Source organism: Aliiroseovarius pelagivivens, from assembly GCF_900302485.1.
Classification (GTDB): Bacteria; Pseudomonadota; Alphaproteobacteria; order Rhodobacterales; family Rhodobacteraceae; genus Aliiroseovarius; species Aliiroseovarius pelagivivens.
Genome location: NZ_OMOI01000001.1, coordinates 1,393,142 through 1,412,600 on the forward strand (window position 1 = coordinate 1,393,142; position 19,459 = coordinate 1,412,600).

A 19,459-nucleotide genomic window follows, 5' to 3' on the forward strand; every position below is an offset into this window, starting at 1 on the left:
AATGCTTGCTGAGGTGCCCTTAAGCACCAATCGCAATCTGAGCATCAAGCTCGACCGGATTAGGATCACGCAGCACATAGCCGCGCCCCCAAACCGTTTCGATATGGTTTTCACCGCCTGTTGCGTTGGACAACTTCTTGCGCAACTTGCAGATAAATACGTCGATGATCTTCAATTCGGGTTCATCCATGCCACCATAAAGGTGGTTCAGGAACATCTCTTTCGTCAAAGTTGTCCCCTTGCGCAGGGATAGAAGCTCAAGCATCTGGTATTCCTTGCCGGTCAGATGAACCGGACGTCCATCAACATCCACTGTTTTTGCGTCAAGATTGACCGACACCTGCCCTGTTTTGATCACGGACTGCGAATGCCCCTTCGAGCGTCGAATAATCGCGTGAATACGGGCAATCAGCTCTTCCCGGTGGAAGGGTTTCGTCATGTAGTCATCTGCTCCAAAACCAAATCCCTTGATCTTGTTTTCAGTGTCGTCTGCACCCGACAGGATCAGAATCGGCGTGTCGATCCGAGCCATGCGCAACTGGCGCAGCACTTCGTGCCCATTCATGTCCGGAAGGTTCAAATCAAGTAAAATAAGATCGTAGTCATAAAGTTTTGCCAGATCGATTCCTTCTTCGCCCAAGTCAGTAGCATAGACGTTCAGGTTCGCATGAGTCAGCATCAGCTCAATACTGCGTGATGTTGTCGGATCATCTTCAACAAGAAGGATTCGCATAATGGGTTTCTCCACATCTGGTTCTGTCTTGGGTTGAACATTGCGCGAAATGGTTAACTACAGGTTACCCTAGAAGAACTTTTAGCGAAGACAACCTAAGGTTGTCTATACTTTTGTAGCGCTGTTGCTTTCAGCGCGGATTCCCCATGCTTTTCAACAGCGGTAAGCCATTCTTCAAGCTCTTCCTCAGAAAGCGCATAAAGAGAACAGGCCTCGTCCGCTGTTAGCAAACCACTTCTTATCCCTTTGACCACTGTAGCTTTTCGACTTGCGACCCAGCGTCCAGTGTCCTTTGGGGGAAGATCTGCACGCGTCATAATGGTGCCGTCAGGCAGAGTAACGGCACGTGGCCCTTCGATTTTTTTCAGATACATGATGAACCCTCGCAAATGATCTGGACCGACCATGCCTAGACTGGTTTAAAGATCTATGAAGCGCCCCCTTGTTGTTCGTTCGAATTTTCCTATATTCCGATACGCTTCGAAAAGGATCCCAACATGTCGGTTAATACACCGGATGCGCCTGCGCTGAATTCTCTTGGCTTTGCCAAATCCCCTGCCGAGACGCGGGTCGTCGTCGCTATGTCTGGGGGTGTGGACAGCTCAGTCGTGGCTGCAAAACTCGCCGAGGACGGCTATGACGTGATTGGTGTCACGCTTCAGCTTTATGACCACGGTGCCGCGCTGGCCAAAAAAGGTGCGTGTTGCGCTGGGATCGACATCCATGACGCGCGCCGCGTGGCCGAGGACATGGGCTTTCCCCATTATGTTCTTGATTACGAAAACATCTTCCAAGATGCGGTGATCGAGGAGTTTGCCGACAGCTATCTGGGTGGCGCAACTCCTGTGCCTTGCATTCGCTGCAATGAACGGGTGAAGTTCAAAGACCTTCTGGAAACTGCCCGCGATCTTGGGGCCGACTGTATGGCGACCGGCCACTATATTCAGCGTTCCATGGGCGAGCTTGGTGCGGAACTGCACCGCGCTGCTGACCCCGTGCGCGATCAAAGCTACTTCCTGTTTTCCACCACACCCGAGCAGCTGGACTATCTGCGCTTCCCGCTCGGTCACTTGAAGACCAAGGCGGAAACTCGTGAACTTGCACGGAAATATGGACTTGAGGTGGCAGACAAGCCAGACAGCCAAGACATCTGTTTCGTACCAGACGGCAACTATGCAGGCGTGATCGAGAAGCTGCGCCCCGGCGCGGCCGAACCCGGAGAGATCGTCCATGCTGATGGCCGCATTCTGGGCAAGCACGAGGGTGTCATTCACTATACTATCGGCCAGCGTCGTGGCCTTGGCATCGGCGGCCTGTCCGAGCCGCTTTACGTCGTGAAGCTGGACGTCGACAACAAACAAGTCGTTGTCGGCCCGAAAGAGATGCTCTCTACCCGCGTTGTACCCGTGCGTGAAATCAATTGGCTGGGAGACGAGCCCTTCACTTCCCGCAAGGAATGGCATGTGGGCGTCAAGATCCGCTCGACCCGCCCTCCGCGTGAAGCGATCATCCGTCCTATTTCGGACACCGAGGCCGAAGTAGAGCTGTTGACCCCCGAGGAAGGCGTTAGCCCTGGGCAGGCATGTGTATTTTATGACTTGGATGGCCCGCGCATCTTTGGGGGCGGGTGGATTTGGCGCGGCTAACGCGCTTAACCCATCGCACCTAGTACAGACCGGGCAGCGCGTAGACCCGGCGCCTCACCGCCCTGCCCCAAACGCTCCATTGTGACCCGCATTGCATCGTTCTGTGCTTCAGGAGCATCCAGAACGGACAAAAGCGCAGGTGTGATGCGGTCGGGTGTGCAGTTTGCCCCAAGAAACTCGGGGATCGCGCGGGTCTCGGAAATCAGATTAACCAGTGTCACCGTGTCAATCTGCAGCATCCGTCCGATCAGGAAGCGGCTAAGCCAATTCATGTCGTAAGCAATGACCATCGGGGTGTGCGCCGCGGCAAGTTCTAACGATACGGTACCGGAGGCAGCCAGCGCCACATTTGCAGCTTTGAACGCAGCCATTTTATCTTCTTGCTGCTTGGCCGGGATCAAGATGGGCGAGACGGACCATTTCGCAGTCTCTTCGCGGACCAAATCCTCGACCCCTTGGGCCATCGGCAAAACGACCTGCAAGTCGGGTTTGGCACGTTTCGCGTGGGCGATCACCTCGCCAAACCGTTCGGCCAACCGTGACACCTCGCCCTTGCGGGATCCCGGAAGGACCAGCAAAAGCGGTGCGTCTGCAATGCCATGGGTGTCCCGGAATGCCTGAGCCGCTGCGTCATCCGCTTGCGGCTCGGCCACAACAGGGTGCCCGACGAAGTCACAGCCCATCCCGGCGGCCTGCATATAAGGTGGTTCGAATGGCAAAAGCGCAAGAACATGGTCCACCCAGCGGGCCATCTTGGCAGCGCGCTTCGGGCGCCACGCCCAAACCGACGGGGCCACATAATGAACGATCGGAATGTCGTGGCCGAAGGTCTGCCCTTCAACTTCTTCTTCCTTCACGATGCGTGCCACGCGCAGGCAAAAATCCGGGCTGTCTATTGTGATCAACACATCGGGATCAGCCTCGACCACGGCCTCGGCGGTTTCGCGAATGCGGCGTTTCAGGTGGAAGTATTTTGGGGCAACCTCAGCAATGCCCATGATCGAGAGCTCGGACATGGGGAAGCGCGATTGCAGTCCCTGAGCCTCCATCGCGGTGCCCCCGACCCCAAGGAATTCGATGTCAGGCTGTAGGGTTTTCAGGCCCTCCATCAGGGCAGCACCCAATCGGTCTCCGGACGGTTCACCTGCGATCAGAAAAACCCTCATACGCTGTCCCCGCGCACATCTAGAAACAGATCATGCATCGTCAGCAATCGTTCGATCTCAGCCCGCTCTAGCACAATCACGCCTTCTTGCAAGACAATGCCACCAAGACCTGCGTCTGCCACCGCACGCACTGTATCCGGTCCGATCGTCGGAATATCCATCCGTCCGTCTTGCCCCGGCTTTGGCCGTTTCACAAAGACGCCGCGAGCACCCTGTTTCAGATGCTCAGGTGTCTGGCCAACGAAACGTAACAACGCATCCGTTCCTTGAATGCATTCAACGCCTAAGCATTGTCCGCCTGCAATCACCACGCCCTGCGCGATGTCTTCCCCCGCCAAGACGGTCAAAAGCTGCCAGCCCCGGTTCGCATCCGCGCGATCCTGCGCACTGAGCGTACGACCAGAGTGACTGGCCTCAATGGCCAGCGTTGAGGCAACGTCGGTGGCGGCCACGACAACAAAACCCTGTTCTTCGAACACCTCGGCGACAAGGCGCAGTAGCGCATCGTCGCCTTTGCCCAGAACCGCCTTCACGCGGGGAAACAGCCCCATGGTCACACGATCCATGCGCAAAGGGTTCAGCTTGGGTCGATCCACTTTTCCAGCGAAAACAACGCGCGCGACCCCTGCCCCGCGCATCGTCTTGAACAAAGCCCCAAGCTTCTCATAACTCGCGGCAACGTGCTCTGACCCGTCCGGCACGGTCACATCGACACCCTTGATCGAAACATAGAGCGCACCCGGATTGGCCGCCGCAATCTGCTGCGGCAGCTCTCCGGTTCCGGCGATGATGGCAAGGCGATCCGACATGAGGGATTACTTGGGCGTCAGGAAGCCGCGATCACTGTCACCTGTGATAAAGGCAACCATTTCGCGGACATATTCGCTGTCGCTTTCATCGGCCAACCGCGCCGCGCGCTCTTGGAACGAGCCTTCACCCTGCTTCAGCATCAGAAAAGCGGCCCGCAATGCGGTGATGTCAGCGCGTGCGACACCGCGACGCTTCAGACCCACAAGGTTCAGGCCGTCAAGCTCTCCGCGTGGGCCTTGTACCAATGCATGCGGAAGCACGTCGGCAGTCACCATTGAAAGCGCACCAATGATGGCTCCACGCCCGATGCGCACCCATTGGTGCAAGCCAGACAGACCGCCAACGATCACATCGTCTTCAATCACCACATGTCCTGCGACGGCCACGTTGTTGACCAAGATGACGTTGTTGCCAATCTGGGCATCATGGGCCACATGGCACCCAGCCATAAACAGCCCGTCATCACCCACACGGGTGACATAGCCGCCTCCGGCTGTTCCGGTGTTCATGGTTACATGTTCACGGATGCGGTTGCGCTTGCCGACGATCAGCTTGGTGTTTTCACCGGCGAATTTCAGATCCTGTGGGATCTCTCCGATCACAGAGAACGGGAAGACCACGGTTTCATCACCAATCTCTGTTTCGCCAGTGATGACGACATGAGATTTCAGCTGCACACCTTTACCCAGCTTGACCTGAGGCCCAACTGTGCAGAAAGGGCCGATCTGGCAATCCGCGCCAATGACAGCGCCGTCGTCCACGATTGCGCTGGAATGGATGTTGGCCGAGGGATCAATCCCCATAGTCAGCCCTTTCCAGCGGTGACGTCGATCATCGCCATGAACGTCGCCGTACAGGCGACTTCGCCGTCGACTTTGGCAACACCGTCAAATTTCCAGACTTTTGCCCCGCCGCGGATGGTCGTCACTTCCAGTTCCAGCTTGTCGCCCGGAACCACTTTGCGACGGAATTTCGCGGAATCGATGCCCATGAAATAGACCACAGCACCTGACCCAACCAGATCCAGTGACAGCGACACCATCACGGCCGAGGTCTGGGCCATCGCTTCGATGATTGTCACACCGGGCATGATCGGCAGACCTGGGAAGTGGCCCTGGAAATGCGGCTCGTTCATCGTGACCATCTTGATGCCACGGGCAAACTCGCCCGCGCGGATGTCTTCAACCCGATCTACCAGAAGGAAGGGATAGCGATGAGGGATACATTCCTGAATAAGCTGAATATCAGCTGTGCTGGGCACGTCGACCATGTCTGTCTTTCCTTCTGTCCCGGCGCTTTTCACGCCAATTGTCTGACATCATTGATTATCAGCACTGCCAGAGTGAAACAATCCGATTCAGTTGTTGCTGGCATCTTCGGGCGTGATGGTATCCGGTTGCCCGTCGGGGGCGGCGGGTGCCTCATCATCAGTCGAATTGTCTGAAGGCTCGGTCGGATTGGTTACCCCGTCCCCAAGTTCAAGATCAATTCGGCGAATGGCCATTTCGGTGATGTCGATATTACGCGTCGCAAGCAAAATTGCGCGGCGATCAAGGATTACAACTGCTCCCAGCTCGCGCACCATACGGCCCAAAATCGGACCGATCCTCTCAAAGAAAGCTGATTGCTCACGTTCAAGAACACTTACGAATTCTTGTTCACGCTGTTGACCCTCGGCACGCAACTCATTGACTTTGCGATCAAAAGCATCCGCTAGAACCCGAAATGCAGTGGGGTCCATCGAGCCGCGCTGATCGGTCAGAAGCTTTTCTTCCTGTGCCAGATCCGCTTCAGCTTCCCGCGCTTTTTGCGCTAAACGCGCACGCTCGACCTCGACAGTTGCTACAACCCGTTGACCATAGACCGTTTCCGAAAACAACCTTTGGCGATCAATGGTCACGATCTGAGAAACAGATTGAACGCCAGATTGTTGGGCCGTCGCGCCATTCGGCATAGAACCAGCAAACAATGCCGCTGCTATAGCCGCAATGCGAAACGTTCTCCGAAAAAAAGTGCCTCGGTTTACCCGAGGCACTTTCTGATCAGAACTGAGCCGAAATCGTAAGCTCGAAATTGTTTTCTTCGTCATAGTTTTCCTTGGCCAGAACCTTGGAATAGTTGAAACGCAGAGGTCCAACTGGGGTATCCCAGAAAATTGATGCACCGATCGAAGACCGCAGATGCGCGCTGTCGTCAATTGTTCCGCCCAGAGTATCATCCAGCCCCCAGAGCGAACCCGCATCAGCAAACAAACCGCCTGTGATACCGTATTCTTCCGGCAGCCCCAGCGGGAACTGTGCTTCAAGACGCGCTACGGCAAACATGTTTCCGCCCAACGTGTCTTCGTTCGTGGCAGTCAAATCACGAGGTCCAAGACCATTGGTTGCGAAACCACGCAGCTTGGACGGGCCCATCCGGAAACGGTCGGTGACACGAGAGCTTGCACCGTTCAGGCTGCTCAGTACACCGCCTTCTACGGTGGCCAAAAGTGTAACCTGATCATTCCAAACTCTGGTTTGCGCCTGGGCCAAGGCCGTTGCGCGCGCATACTGATAGTCTGCACCCAAACCACCGATGTCACCATCAAGCTGGATCAGGAAACCACGGTTCGGGTCCAACCCGGTACGCCGCGTATCGTAGCTATAGGAAAGCCCGAAACCACCGCCAATTTGGCGGCCACGCGCGCCGTCATTTTGGAGAAGAACCGAGCTGTCTGCGTTCACATCGGTGATGTCGGTCCCATCGGCATAAACGCGCAAGCCAAGGCGCGAATACTCGTTGATCGGGAAGGCAATCGATGGACGGAAGGCCAACGAACGCGTGTTGTAGAACGAAGAAGCCTGATCTGTGGACTGGTAATAGGTTTCAAACCCGAACTCCAAATCACGACCCAAGAAGGCGGGTTCTGCGAACTTGAACGAGAAACTCAGGCTGTCATCAGAGTTCTGGAAGCTTGCCGAAAGATACTGACCACGACCCAGGAAGTTACGTTCCGTGAATGCCAAGTTCAGACCAAAACCGTTTTCAAGACTGTAAACACCACCAAGGCTAAGCGAGCCTGTTGGTGCCTCTTCGACGTCGACGTCGATCACGACCTGATCAGGTGCGGAACCGGGACGGGCGTCGACTTGTGCGTCAGCAAAGAAACCAAGAGCACGAACGCGCTCGCTCGCTTCGCGGATTTCACGCGGGTTGAAGGGGTCGCCTTCGACCACGCGGAACTGATCACGTACAACCCGGTCCAATGTGGTGGCGTTGCCTTCAATGTCGATGCGTTCGACGATGATACGCGGGCCGCGTGTCAGAACCAGTTCGATGTTCAAAAGCTGGTTGCGCTCGTCACGGGTGACACGCGGGTCAACGCGAATGAAGTCCAGCCCATTGCGGATGGCAAGACGTTCCATACGTCCAATGGCATTGTCCAACTGAGCGGGGCTGAACACGTTGCCAGACTTGATATTCTGAGCGGCGTGAAACTCTTCCGGATCCACACCCTCGACTTCGGATAGGGTGGTGATTTCACCGAACCGGTATTGCAGTCCTTCCTGGACTTGGAACGTGATGAAGAAGGCGTCGCGTTCACGTGAGAACTCGCTCGTTACGCCAGTGGTCCGAAAATCAACATAGCCGCGTGTCTGATAGAAATCCTTCAGCACCTGCTTGTCGAACTCGATCCGTTCGGGAACATAGGAATCGCGTTGGATCAACGCGCGCAGAATGCCTGCCTGCTTGGTTTCCAGAACGCGACGAAGACGCGCATCCGAGAACTTGCGGTTTCCAACAAAAGATAGGCGCTCGATTTCCGTGTTTTTGCCTTCGATTACTTCAAAGACCAGATCCACCCGATTGTTCGCACGGCGAATGATCTTCGGCGTAACACGGGCCGCCAAACGGCCCTGTGCCTGATAGACCTCGACAATGGTTTGCACGTCCTGCTCGGCGGTGGCCGGGTTGAATACCTGACGCGGCTGCGATTTCAGCAAGGGCGTAAAGACTTCATCTTTGACCTTGCGATTGCCTTCCACCGACACAACGTTGATCGTCGGGTGTTCCCGGACCTTAACGACAAGGACGTTCCCACGCGGGGTGATCTGAACATCTTCGAACAGACCCGACCCAACAAGGCGCTGATAACCGTCATTCAGCTGCGCTGCGCTAACCGCTTCGCCCTGAGCGATTCCCAGATAAGACAAGATGGTTGCAGCTTCGATCCGCTGCGTACCTTCGATTTCAACCTTGGTAAATGTATATGCCTGCGCGTGAGCGGGCATTGGGGTGGTGGCAGCCCCCCCTGAAATTGCTAGTAAAATAGCCAATCCGCTGCTGCTGGCCAGTCCCTTAAGCGTTCTAAACGCTGAAGTACCGGCTGCACTGCCCGACCCCTCAAAAAATGCCATGTATCTATCTTTCTTTAGACATCCCAGTAGCCACGTGGATAAGGGGTCAAAACCGTCTTGTCAAAGCGCGAAACGTGGCGTTTGCAAGGAGTTGCACATCTGGCTTCCCAGCGGTGCAATTCATGCGCAGGTTGTGATGACGAACCAAGGCGGCGTACGGCCTGCGGCAACCCTTAGGAATATCCATCAGAACACTGTATTCCTTTAAGAAATCCCAACATTTCTCGGGATTCCCTCAGTTTTCCGATCAAGCCTTCTTGTCGCGCGCCTTGGCCTCTTTCACTTTTATCGCCAGATCCTGCGCAATGGCAAAGGCTCCCCGGATCTTGTCCGCGGTTTTGCGCCAGTCCCGGCGCACAACGATCTTGTTGTCGCGTACTTTGGCCAGACCGTTTTGAGCCTGAATAAACTCGACCAACCCAACGGGCGAAACAAATTTGTCATTGTGGAACTGGATCGTTGCCCCTTTGGGTCCGCCATCCAGCTTCGAGATGCCTGCACGTTTGCACATGCCTTTGATGCGTACGATCAGCATCAAGGTGTTCACTTCTTTTGGAAGCGGGCCGAAACGGTCGATCAACTCGGCCGCGAAGCCTTCCAGCTCGACCTTCTTGGATAGCGACGATAGGCGGCGATACAGGCCCAATCGTACATCAAGATCAGGCACGTAAGTATCTGGGATCAATACAGGAACGCCGAGGTTGATCTGCGGTGCCCAACCGGTATCAGCCTCCGACAGGCCTTCAAGTTGACCTGATTTGATTTTGGTAATCGCCTCCTCCAGCATCTGCTGGTAAAGCTCGTACCCTACTTCGCGCATTTGGCCAGATTGCTCTTCTCCGACCAGATTGCCAGCACCGCGAATATCCAAATCCTGCGAGGCAAGCGTGAACCCAGCCCCCAGCGTATCCAGAGACCCCAGCACGCGCAGGCGTTTTTGTGCGGTTTGCGTCAACGGCACCCGCGGCTTCGTTGTCAGATAAGCATAGGCGCGCGTTTTCGAGCGCCCCACCCTGCCCCGGATCTGGTAAAGCTGCGCCAACCCGAACATATCCGCACGGTGCACGACCATTGTGTTGGCCGTGGGAATGTCGATCCCACTTTCGACAATCGTCGTTGCCAAAAGCACGTCGAACTTGCCGTCATAAAAGGCATTCATGCGGTCATCCAGCTCGCCGGCGGCCATCTGGCCATGGGCGACAACAAAGCTGACTTCTGGAACGTGATCTTTCAGGAAGGCCTCGATGTCGGGAATGTCTTTGACGCGCGGCACCACGTAGAAGCTTTGCCCGCCGCGATAGTGTTCGCGCAGCAAGGCCTCACGGATCGTGACCCCGTCAAAATCGGACACATAGGTACGGATCGACAGACGGTCAACGGGGGGCGTGCCGATGATCGAGAGATCCCGAACCCCCGACAAAGACATCTGCAAGGTGCGCGGGATCGGCGTCGCTGAAAGCGTCAAAACATGCACGTCCGAGCGCAGTTCTTTCAGGCGTTCTTTGTGGTTCACACCAAAGCGTTGCTCTTCGTCAACGATCAGAAGCCCGAGGTTTTCAAACCGCACATCCTTGGCCAAAAGCGCATGAGTGCCGACCACAATATCCATCGTGCCGCGCGACATGCCCTCGCGGGTACGTTTCACCTCGGCCTGCCCGACGAAGCGTGACAGCTGCCCAACATTGATCGGAAAGCCCCGGAAACGTTCCGAAAAGCTTTTGAAGTGCTGACGCGCCAAGAGCGTCGTCGGCGCAATGACAGCGACCTGTTGGCCGGACATGGCCGCAACGAACGCCGCGCGCATCGCGACCTCGGTTTTCCCAAAGCCCACATCGCCGCAGACCAGACGGTCCATCGGTCGGCCCGATGCCAGATCTTCGATTACGTCTTCAATTGCCGACAGTTGATCGTCTGTTTCCTGATACGGGAAACGCGCCGAGAACTCTTCCCACGCATGATGAGGCGCTTCCAGCATAGGTGCTTTGCGCAATTCGCGTTCGGCAGCCAAACGGATCAGCTTGTCGGCAATCTCGCGGATGCGCTCTTTCAGCTTGGCTTTCTTGGCCTGCCACGCGCCGCCACCCAGCTTGTCCAGAAGACCAGTGTCTTGACCAAACTTGGACAAAAGCTCGATGTTTTCGACCGGTACAAACAGACGATCTCCGCCCGCATATTCCAACGCAATGCATTCGTGTGGCGCACCCATGGCCGTCACGGTTTCCAGACCGTTATATTTGCCGACCCCGTGATCGACATGGACGATCAGATCACCGGGGGACAGGCTTTGTGCCTCGGTCAGGAAGTTTTCAGCACGGCGTTTGCGTTTGGGCGCGCGGATCAGGCGGTCGCCCAGCACGTCCTGTTCCGAGATTACGGTCAGTCCCGGCCCCTCGAACCCATGCTCTAGCGCCCAAACCGCCAGATAGATCCCACCGGCTTTGTCCGGTACGTCGCGGAAATTTGTGATCACCTGACTTGTGATCACACCCTCATCGGCCAGCAAGCCTTGAAGCCGCTCCCGTGCGCCTTCGGAATACGAGGCGACGACGACAGATGCCTCATGCTTTGCTTCAATATGATCCGCGAGAGATTTGAAAAGGTTCACATTCTCTTGCTGTCGTTCAGGCGAGAAGTTGCGCCCAATCCGGCCGCCACCATCGACAACACCGACTCCTATTGGTTGAGGAAGCGCTGTCAGTTGTACGACGCGCCGTCCATCCAGCGCGTTCGCCCACGCAGGGTCGTCGAGATAAAGCAAGTCAGGCGGACAGGGTTTATAAACACTGTCCATCCGGTTCTTCGCATTCATCGCGATCTTGCGGGTTTCGTATTGATCGGTGATCGACTCCCACCGGGCAAGGCGCGCGGGGTCCAGCCCGTCATCCAGCATCACGGATGAGTCGGGAAGATAGTCAAACAGCGTTTCAAGTTCTTCATGGAAGAAGGGAAGCCAATGCTCGATCCCCTGATGCTTGCGCCCAGCGGACACTGCTTCATAAAGCGGATCGTCCGACCCAGCGGCGCCGAACTCGATACGATAGTTCTGCCGGAACCGCGTGATGGCTTTTTCGTCCAATATGACCTCGGACACCGGGGCCAGTTCGATCCCCTTCAGGCTTTCCGTTGTGCGCTGCGTGGCCGGGTCGAACCTGCGTACGCCGTCCAGCACATCGCCAAACAGGTCCAGACGGACAGGCCCGCTTTCGCCCGGGGGAAAAATGTCGATGATCCCGCCCCGCACGGCGAAGTCCCCGGGTTCCATCACGGTCGGCGACTGTGAAAACCCCATACGCACCAGAAACGCCCGAAGCTCATCCACATCCAGCAGGTTGTCCACTTGAGCAACAAAGCTTGCCTCGGCCAGAGTGGCGCGCGCAGGCAAACGCTGTGTGACCGCGTTTAGCGTGGTCAACAGGACAAACCGGCCTTTGATCTGGCCCGTCGCCAATCCCGCCAATGTTGCCATCCGCGCCGCTGATGCATCCGCATTGGGCGACACCCGGTCAAACGGCAGACAATCCCAACCGGGAAACGTCACACAGACCACATCCGGTGCAAAAAAGCCAAGCGCCGCCTGCATTGCAGCCATCCGCTTTTCATCGCGTGCCACATGCACAATCGGTCCGCCTGTGCGGTCGAGTTCCTTCACGACAAGGGTCGCGTCAAAGCCTTCTGGGGCACCTGAAAGAATAAGCTTGTCCATGCGGCGGATGTATCCGTGCAACTACCGCCATGCAAGGGTGTGAGACGATGGCTTACCTTAGCACGCCATACGCGAGGTTGTGATACATGCCCCACATCGCGGTGATCAGGATGGCAACCATTCCAATCAATTGCACCATCAATCGATGCCTCAGCATATAGCTACGCAAGGCCTTCCCACTAAGCTCGCGGCGTTGAATCATGATCGCAGCGCGAACCGAAAGGAGCCCGACAAACATCATTGGAAACATTAAAAGGAAGACGGCCTGAGCGAATTCTATACTGTACCAGAACCCCATGATGACCAGAGACGTCAGAATTGCCGAGGCCACCGCGATCATCGACAGTCCCGATTGCTCGGAAAGTGACGTGATCCGGTTGCAGTTTACTCGCACAATGGTCTCAAGATCGTCTTGTGCGTCGCCTTCGACACGGCCCGCGCGCTGGATCATGTCATAGGGAACCCCCATCACCCAATAACTGGCCATGGACCATGCCACCGCAAGGCCGATCCAGTACCACAGATTGGAAAAAGACCGCATATCAATGATTTCGAAAAGGGTAGCGTATAGATCCAACTTCGATCCCTTTCTGGTGGTCCTTCTGTGCTTCACCCTAGCGATGGGTCGTATTGTGTGCCAGCGGGAACAGCCTGTGAAACGGAAATTTGCGGACTTGTGAACTTGCCTGACCCATGGCAGGAAGTTTCAGATCACTTTTATGGCCCCAACCCGGCCAAGCCCAGCCAAGGAGAGCCTTGTGAGCCGCATTCCTCAGCCCAATACCGTCGCCCCCTTCCCCGCCACGCGCCTGCGCCGCACGCGATCATCCGGCGCACTTCGCGATCTGGTCCGGGAAAACACGCTGACGGCGGCCGATCTGATCTGGCCGGTTTTCGTGGTCGAGGGCGAGAATGTGGAACAAGAGATCCCCTCGATGCCGGGTGTTACGCGCAAATCGGTGGATCTGGTGGTAAAGGCTGCGAAAGAAGCCGCCGCGTTGGGTATCCCTGCCATTTGCCTGTTTCCCTACACCGATCCCGCGCTGAAAACCGAGACCTGTGAAGAGGCGTGGAACCCCGACAACCTGTCGAACCGCGCCATTCGTGCAATCAAAGCGGAAGTTCCCGAGATTGCTGTGATGACCGACATCGCGCTGGACCCCTACAACGCCAATGGCCATGACGGGATTGTCCGCGACGGCGAGATCGTGAATGACGAAACGGTCGAGGCTTTGGTCAAGATGGCGCTGGCGCAGGCCGAGGCCGGGGCAGACATCCTTGGCCCGTCAGACATGATGGACGGTCGCATCGGCGCGATGCGCACAGCGATCGAAGCCGCCGGGTACCACAACCTGACCATCATGAGCTATACCGCCAAATATGCGAGCGCCTTTTACGGTCCGTTCCGCGATGCGGTCGGGGCCTCGGGGGCTCTGAAAGGCGACAAGAAGACATATCAGATGGATCCGGCCAACAGCGACGAGGCAATCCGTCTTGTCGAGCGCGATCTGCAAGAAGGCGCGGATATGATCATGGTCAAGCCGGGTATGCCCTATCTGGATATCTGCCGGCGTGTGAAAGACAGCTTTGGCGTGCCGACCTTCGCCTACCAGGTCTCGGGCGAGTACGCGATGCTCATGGCGGCGGCGCAGAACGGCTGGCTGGATGGTGACAAGGTGATGGCCGAAAGCCTGATGGCGTTCAAACGCGCGGGCTGCGACGGCATTCTGACCTATTTCGCACCCCGCATGGCGCGCTTGTTGGCCGACACATGACCCGTATTCCGAGCAGGCGAATTTCCGCAGTGCGCCTTACTTCTAGGTGACAGCCCGCGCGCGATCCGCTATATTTTGTGCCAAAGCGGACAAAGATCCGCGTTCGAGCAACCCGGTCGATCACATGCCTTGGCGGTATGGCGACCCAGCATGAGGCACAAAGGCAAACACATGCAAATTTCCAATTTTTCTCGCCGTGGTTTTCTGATCGGCGTCGGCGTTGCAGGCATGGCGCTCGCGGCGTGTGACAACAGCATCGGCTCTAGTGGCGGCGCACGGATCGACGCGCGGGCCAACAGCACACTCACCTATTTGTACAACCGCTATCCGGGCACGCGTGAACTGGCTGACAAGTCAACCGGCCAGTTGGTCATGCCACTGGTGACGGAAGCTGGCTTCGGCCTTGGCGGAGCTTATGGACGCGGCGCACTGCGTATCAACGACGTGACGGTGGACTATTATTCGCTGACACAGGCCAGCGCCGGACTTCAGATCGGCGCACAGCAGTTTGCACATGTGCTGTTCTTCATGACCGACGAAGCCCTTCAGGATTTCCGCGCAGATGCGGGTTGGGTCGCTTCGGCTGATATCAAATACGCTTTCCAGAATGAAGGCGACCGTCTGACTGCGGACACGATCACATCGTCATCGCCAGTTGTGGCCGTAGTGTTCGGTCAGGCCGGACTGATCGCGGGCGCATCGATCGAAGGCGCGAAATACACCCGGATCATCCCCTAAGTCGGCGCACAATTCCAAAATACAAAGGGCGGCCATTAAGCCGCCCTTTTTCGTTTAGTCCAAAGCGCGCAACCGCTTGATCAGGCTGGACGTATCCCAACGCCCTCCGCCCAACTTCTGCACGTCCTTATAGAACTGATCAATCAGCGCCGTGACCGGTAGGCTCGCGCCGTTTTCATTGGCCGTGTCCAGACAGATCCCCAGATCCTTGCGCATCCAATCCACCGCAAACCCGTGGTCGAAATGATCGTCCGCCATGGTCTCATGTCGGTTCACCATCTGCCAGCTGCCAGCCGCGCCACCCTGGATCACGTCGACGACCTCGCGGATGTCCAAACCGGCTTTCTCGGCAAAATGCAGCCCTTCCGACAGGCCCTGCACCAGTCCGGCAATGCAGATCTGGTTAACCATCTTGGTCAATTGTCCTGCGCCACTGTCGCCAAGCCGCTTCACGGTTCGTCCGTAGCTTTGCATAATCGGCTCGGCAGAGTCATAGGCCGCCTGATCTGCCCCGCACATGATCGACAGAACACCGTTTTCGGCCCCCGCTTGACCACCCGAAACGGGCGCATCCACAAAAGAAACGCCAGCGCCTTTCGCCTCGCCATACAGCTCGCGCGTCACAGCCGCGGAAACCGTGGTGTGATCCACGAAAACCGCGCCCTCAGCCATACCAGAGAGAGCTCCCTGTTCGCCCAACACCACCGATCGTAGGTCATCATCATTGCCCACGCAGGCTATGACGAAATCCGCACCCATCGCGGCTTCACGCGGTGTCGAGGCCCATTTTCCGCCATGCTCTTTGGCCCAAGCCTCGGCCTTGGCCGTCGTCCGATTGTACACCGTCACCTCGTGACCCTGCGCCATCAGATGGCCCGCCATCGGATAGCCCATCACGCCCAAGCCTAAAAACGCACATTTAGCCATACCAAGACCCTTTCGTTGAATTCCCGTTCGGTTCACAGTAGTTACCGCTCACGAGGGCAAGATCAACCTGCGTTTCCGGCGCATGGGACAGAAATTAGGTTTGAATATGGGCAAATTCATACTGTGGATGATCCGCGGCATTGCCGCTTTGGTAGGATTGGCCGTCGCCGTTCTGGCGCTGGTCTATTATCTTGCCTCTCAGTCCCTGCCTGAATATGACGTCACCCGAGAAACGCCCGGCATCACCGCCCCGGTCGAGATTGTGCGCAACAACGCCAACATCCCGCATATTCTGGGCGAGAAGGACAGCGATGTGTTCTTTGGCCTAGGCTATGTCCACGCGCAGGACCGACTGTGGCAGATGATGATGATGCGCCGCACCGTGCAAGGGCGTTTGTCCGAGATGTTCGGCGCACGCACGTTGAAAACCGACGAGCTTATGCGTCGTCTGGATCTGTACTCTCTGGCCCGTGGATCGCTGCAGTACCAGGATGATGACACCAGGGCCGCTCTGGAAGCCTATGCCTCGGGTGTGAATGCCTATCTAGCGCGTGTGAACTCCGAGGCTCTGGGGCGTGGTGCGCCAGAGTTCTTCCTGTTCTCGAATGAAATTTCGCCGTGGCAACCGGTCGACAGTCTGGCAATCCTGAAACTGATGGGTGTGCAGTTGGCGGGTCAGTTGGAAGACGAGGTGCTGCGAGCCCGTGTCTCACTTGCCCTGCCCGAGGAACGTGTGCGTGACGTCCTGCCCGACATGCCGGGGACCGGAGTCGCGTCGTTGCCAGACTACGCAGCCCTTTTTGACGGTGCAGCTCCGCGTTTCGCGAACATGGACATACAAGAACGCCCGACCCTATGGCCCAGCCCGAAACGTGGCTTTGCAGGAGCCTCGAACGGATGGGCTGCGGCGCCAAATCGCTCGGCTGCAGGGGGAACCTTGCTGGCCAATGATCCGCATCTGGGGTTCTCGGCACCATCGATCTGGTATCTTGCGCGGCTTGAACTTAGCTCGGGTGGCGTGATCGGTGGCTCGATCCCGGGAATGCCCTTGATTATGGCCGGGCGCACAGACGGTTTTGGCTTTGGCATTACATCCTCGTATCTGGATGATCAGGATCTGCATCTTGAGAAACTGAACCCGGACAACGTGGACGAGGTACTTACCCCCGACGGGTTTAAGCCGATCACCACGCGCGGAACGATCTTGCGCATCAAGGACGAAGCGCCGGTCACTTTGACGCTGCAATGGACGCCGAATGGCCCAATCCTGCCGTCTGACATGTACGGGCTTGGGCTGATTACGCCCGTGGGTCATGCCATGTCTCTGTCTTGGACGCTTCTGACCGAGAAGGACCGCTCGATGAGCGCCGGGATCGGCCTGATGCGCGCCGCAACCGTGATGGAGGGGATCGCTGCCGCTGCAGACTATGTCTCGCCGAGCCTGACCTTGACGATGGCTGACAATGACACGATCGCGATGAAAGTGATCGGCCAGATGCCTGGTCGAAACTCGCGGCACCAGACGCAGGGCCGCATTCCCAGCCCCGGTTGGGTCAAGGACAACTTGTGGGGCGCACCGCTGAGTTACAGTGCCAACCCCGAGTTTGTGCAGCCATCTGGCGGAATCCTTGGCAACACCAACAACAAGATTATCGACCGCCCCTTCCCCGCGCATATGAGCTTTAACTGGGGTGACAGCCAACGCATCCAACGCTGGAAGCGTCTGATGCAAGCACGCGAGGTTCATACGCGCGACAGTTTCATCGAAGCGCAGTTAGACAGCGTATCCGTCACCGCCCGCACACTTTTGCCCCTTGTAGGTGCTGATCTTTGGTTCACCGGCGAGGCCGCGCCAGTCGGCACACCTGAACGTGATCGTCAGGACGCGCTTGGACTTCTGGCCAACTGGAATGGCGAGATGAACGAACACATGCCCGAGCCGCTGATCTATTCAACATGGATACGCGCGCTTCAGAACCGGCTGATCCGGGACGAACTTGGGCCGCTGGCCAAGGCCTTCACCCATGTTGATCCGGTGTTTGTGGAACGTGTTTACCGCGATATCGAAGGCGCATCCATCTGGTGTGACGTGATCCAGTCGGCCGCCACCGAGTCCTGCACAGATATCGCCCGCGTCGCGCTGGACGATGCCCTTTTGTGGCTGTCGGAAAATGCAGGCGGCAAACAGGAAAGCCTGCGCTGGGGGGATTACCATCAGGCCGTCCACAAGCATGCGGTGCTGGGTGACGTTCCCTTCCTGAAATGGTTCGTGAACATCCGTCAATCGACATCGGGCGGGGACAACACGTTGTTGCGCGGGCTGACAGCCGGCACCGGCAAGAACCCGTTTCAAAACGTGCATGGTGCGGCCTATCGCGGCATCTATGACTTCTCGGATCCCGACAGTTCGTTGTTCGTGACGTCGACCGGGCAATCCGGGCACCCCTTGTCGCGACACTATGACGACCTTGGCGAACTGTGGCGACGGGGTGAGTTCACACCAATGTCGCTAGATCCCGAGCTGGCGCGCGCCGCCGCAGTCGGTGTCACGCGACTGGTTCCACGCCCGAAATAGCCCTTGCCTCAATTCTAGGGGGTTAACTCCTGCGGGCTTTTCCCCTTAATTGAAATCCTGATCCTACGTTACATCACCCTAACTGATAAATGCAGACAGATAGGGTATCCGACATGGAAAACGTCTCGCAAGGTATGGGCTGGCTACAATCCAACGCATTAAATGTGGTTTACGTTGTCGTGATCGCCATCGCGGCCTATTGGCTTGCTAGTCTGGTGAAACGGCTTGTTATCGGGTTGGGCAAAAGCCACGAGGCACTGGACGAAACCCTGTTTCATTTTCTTGGTTCGATTGCCCGTTATGCAGTTCTGGCCTTTGCCGGTCTAATTGTTCTGGATCGGTTTGGCATCGAGACCACATCGCTGATCGCCATTCTGGGTGCGGCAGGTCTTGCCGTCGGTCTGGCCCTTCAGGGCACGCTGTCGAGCCTCGCCGCCGGGATCATGTTGATACTGTTCCGCCCCTTTAAAGTAGGCGATTTCGTGGATGCAGCGGGTACTTTTGGTAAAGTAGACTCGATCACGCTGTTTACTACGGACATGATCACATTCGACAACCAACACATCATCATCCCCAACTCCGAGATTTGGGGCTCCAAGATCACTAACCACTCGCATCACTCCATCCGCGGTGTCGATATGGTTGCTTCTGTGGCCTATGGCAGCGACATCAAAAAGGTGAAAGCCTCGATCGCGAAAGTTCTGAAGGCTAATGAACACGTCCTGTCCGAGCCTGCCCCGTTTGTCGAAGTCGAGACGCTAAATGCGTCATCCGTTGATCTTTTGGTGCGCCCGTTCACCGAAGGTGCTCATTACTTTGACGTAAAATACAGCCTTCCCCAGGCCATTTACGAGCAGTTCCGGAAAGACGGGATTGAGATACCGTTCCAACAGATCGTCGTCCACAGCGCCATCTAGCGCGTCCCCACAACTGGACGATGTTTGGCCACTCACGGCCAGAAGGCCATCCCTCGGGATGGCCTTCAAACT

Annotated in this window: 16 protein-coding genes; 5 read left to right on the top strand and 11 right to left on the bottom strand. The window is 56.8% G+C overall.

What is annotated here, in order from left to right; genetic code table 11:
• Positions 1 to 19: 19 nt before the first annotated feature.
• Complete coding sequence (gene ctrA, locus ALP8811_RS06855) at positions 20 to 733, bottom strand: response regulator transcription factor CtrA (RefSeq protein WP_108856390.1); 714 nt, start codon at positions 731 to 733, stop codon at positions 20 to 22.
• Between the two features lie 95 nt (positions 734 to 828).
• Complete coding sequence (gene sciP, locus ALP8811_RS06860) at positions 829 to 1,107, bottom strand: CtrA inhibitor SciP (protein WP_108857468.1); 279 nt, start codon at positions 1,105 to 1,107, stop codon at positions 829 to 831.
• A gap of 123 nt (positions 1,108 to 1,230) precedes the next feature.
• Here sciP and mnmA point away from each other — a divergent pair, with 123 nt between their 5' ends.
• Entirely contained in the window at positions 1,231 to 2,379 is a 1,149-nt protein-coding gene (gene mnmA / locus ALP8811_RS06865) for a tRNA 2-thiouridine(34) synthase MnmA (RefSeq protein WP_108856391.1), read from the top strand.
• Positions 2,380 to 2,384: 5 nt separating this feature from the next.
• Here mnmA and lpxB read toward each other — a convergent pair whose 3' ends face one another.
• From lpxB to ALP8811_RS06905, 8 genes are all read right to left on the bottom strand, one after another.
• A complete protein-coding gene (lpxB, locus tag ALP8811_RS06870) occupies positions 2,385 to 3,545 on the bottom strand; it encodes a lipid-A-disaccharide synthase (RefSeq protein WP_108856392.1) in 1,161 nt (386 codons plus the stop codon).
• On the bottom strand, positions 3,542 to 4,354 hold the full coding sequence (locus tag ALP8811_RS06875; protein ID WP_108856393.1) for an LpxI family protein: 813 nt from the start codon (positions 4,352 to 4,354) through the stop codon (positions 3,542 to 3,544). The genes lpxB and ALP8811_RS06875 overlap by 4 nt, the downstream gene beginning before the upstream one ends.
• A 6-nt stretch (positions 4,355 to 4,360) precedes the next feature.
• Positions 4,361 to 5,158 (bottom strand): acyl-ACP--UDP-N-acetylglucosamine O-acyltransferase, encoded by a 798-nt coding sequence (gene lpxA / locus ALP8811_RS06880; RefSeq protein WP_108856394.1) that lies wholly within the window; start codon positions 5,156 to 5,158, stop codon positions 4,361 to 4,363.
• Between the two features lie 2 nt (positions 5,159 to 5,160).
• Positions 5,161 to 5,625: a 3-hydroxyacyl-ACP dehydratase FabZ gene (fabZ, locus tag ALP8811_RS06885; protein WP_108856395.1), complete on the bottom strand. Its 465-nt coding sequence runs from the start codon at positions 5,623 to 5,625 to the stop codon at positions 5,161 to 5,163.
• An 87-nt stretch (positions 5,626 to 5,712) separates the two neighbouring features.
• Positions 5,713 to 6,309, bottom strand: a complete 597-nt coding sequence (locus ALP8811_RS06890) for an OmpH/Skp family outer membrane protein (protein ID WP_181363702.1) — start codon at positions 6,307 to 6,309, stop codon at positions 5,713 to 5,715.
• Positions 6,310 to 6,397: 88 nt separating this feature from the next.
• Positions 6,398 to 8,752: an outer membrane protein assembly factor BamA gene (gene bamA, locus ALP8811_RS06895; protein ID WP_108856397.1), complete on the bottom strand. Its 2,355-nt coding sequence runs from the start codon at positions 8,750 to 8,752 to the stop codon at positions 6,398 to 6,400.
• A gap of 247 nt (positions 8,753 to 8,999) precedes the next feature.
• Positions 9,000 to 12,455: a transcription-repair coupling factor gene (mfd, locus tag ALP8811_RS06900; protein WP_108856398.1), complete on the bottom strand. Its 3,456-nt coding sequence runs from the start codon at positions 12,453 to 12,455 to the stop codon at positions 9,000 to 9,002.
• Between the two features lie 52 nt (positions 12,456 to 12,507).
• Positions 12,508 to 12,996: a component of SufBCD complex gene (locus tag ALP8811_RS06905; RefSeq protein ID WP_245924589.1), complete on the bottom strand. Its 489-nt coding sequence runs from the start codon at positions 12,994 to 12,996 to the stop codon at positions 12,508 to 12,510.
• Between the two features lie 217 nt (positions 12,997 to 13,213).
• On the opposite strand from ALP8811_RS06905, the gene hemB reads away from it, so the two are divergent.
• Together hemB and ALP8811_RS06915 are read left to right on the top strand one after the other, a co-directional pair.
• Complete coding sequence (gene hemB / locus ALP8811_RS06910) at positions 13,214 to 14,230, top strand: porphobilinogen synthase (RefSeq protein ID WP_245924590.1); 1,017 nt, start codon at positions 13,214 to 13,216, stop codon at positions 14,228 to 14,230.
• Positions 14,231 to 14,401: 171 nt separating this feature from the next.
• Positions 14,402 to 14,968, top strand: a complete 567-nt coding sequence (locus tag ALP8811_RS06915; RefSeq protein WP_108856401.1) for a lipid-binding SYLF domain-containing protein — start codon at positions 14,402 to 14,404, stop codon at positions 14,966 to 14,968.
• 54 nt (positions 14,969 to 15,022) lie between these two features.
• On the opposite strand, the gene ALP8811_RS06920 is transcribed toward ALP8811_RS06915, so the two are convergent.
• The gene (locus ALP8811_RS06920; RefSeq protein WP_108856402.1) at positions 15,023 to 15,895 is read right to left on the bottom strand and encodes an NAD(P)-dependent oxidoreductase; all 873 of its coding nucleotides are present in this window, start codon (positions 15,893 to 15,895) and stop codon (positions 15,023 to 15,025) included.
• A gap of 106 nt (positions 15,896 to 16,001) precedes the next feature.
• Here ALP8811_RS06920 and ALP8811_RS06925 point away from each other — a divergent pair, with 106 nt between their 5' ends.
• Together ALP8811_RS06925 and ALP8811_RS06930 are read left to right on the top strand one after the other, a co-directional pair.
• Complete coding sequence (locus tag ALP8811_RS06925) at positions 16,002 to 18,470, top strand: penicillin acylase family protein (protein ID WP_108856403.1); 2,469 nt, start codon at positions 16,002 to 16,004, stop codon at positions 18,468 to 18,470.
• Positions 18,471 to 18,559: 89 nt separating this feature from the next.
• Complete coding sequence (locus ALP8811_RS06930; protein ID WP_219928719.1) at positions 18,560 to 19,387, top strand: mechanosensitive ion channel family protein; 828 nt, start codon at positions 18,560 to 18,562, stop codon at positions 19,385 to 19,387.
• Positions 19,388 to 19,459 lie beyond the last annotated feature (72 nt).

Bases quoted from the DNA above. Each gene is read 5' to 3' on its own strand.
- ALP8811_RS06925 (WP_108856403.1), top strand. From the start codon at position 16,002: ATGGGCAAATTCATACTGTGGATGATCCGCGGCATTGCCGCTTTGGTA.
- mfd (WP_108856398.1), bottom strand. From the start codon at position 12,455: ATGGACAAGCTTATTCTTTCAGGTGCCCCAGAAGGCTTTGACGCGACC.
- lpxA (WP_108856394.1), bottom strand. From the start codon at position 5,158: ATGGGGATTGATCCCTCGGCCAACATCCATTCCAGCGCAATCGTGGAC.
- fabZ (WP_108856395.1), bottom strand. From the start codon at position 5,625: ATGGTCGACGTGCCCAGCACAGCTGATATTCAGCTTATTCAGGAATGT.
- ALP8811_RS06920 (WP_108856402.1), bottom strand. From the start codon at position 15,895: ATGGCTAAATGTGCGTTTTTAGGCTTGGGCGTGATGGGCTATCCGATG.
- ctrA (WP_108856390.1), bottom strand. From the start codon at position 733: ATGCGAATCCTTCTTGTTGAAGATGATCCGACAACATCACGCAGTATT.
- sciP (WP_108857468.1), bottom strand. From the start codon at position 1,107: ATGTATCTGAAAAAAATCGAAGGGCCACGTGCCGTTACTCTGCCTGAC.
- ALP8811_RS06890 (WP_181363702.1), bottom strand. From the start codon at position 6,309: ATGCCGAATGGCGCGACGGCCCAACAATCTGGCGTTCAATCTGTTTCT.
- lpxB (WP_108856392.1), bottom strand. From the start codon at position 3,545: ATGAGGGTTTTTCTGATCGCAGGTGAACCGTCCGGAGACCGATTGGGT.
- ALP8811_RS06875 (WP_108856393.1), bottom strand. From the start codon at position 4,354: ATGTCGGATCGCCTTGCCATCATCGCCGGAACCGGAGAGCTGCCGCAG.
- bamA (WP_108856397.1), bottom strand. From the start codon at position 8,752: ATGGCATTTTTTGAGGGGTCGGGCAGTGCAGCCGGTACTTCAGCGTTT.
- mnmA (WP_108856391.1), top strand. From the start codon at position 1,231: ATGTCGGTTAATACACCGGATGCGCCTGCGCTGAATTCTCTTGGCTTT.
- ALP8811_RS06905 (WP_245924589.1), bottom strand. From the start codon at position 12,996: ATGCGGTCTTTTTCCAATCTGTGGTACTGGATCGGCCTTGCGGTGGCA.
- ALP8811_RS06930 (WP_219928719.1), top strand. From the start codon at position 18,560: ATGCAGACAGATAGGGTATCCGACATGGAAAACGTCTCGCAAGGTATG.
- ALP8811_RS06915 (WP_108856401.1), top strand. From the start codon at position 14,402: ATGCAAATTTCCAATTTTTCTCGCCGTGGTTTTCTGATCGGCGTCGGC.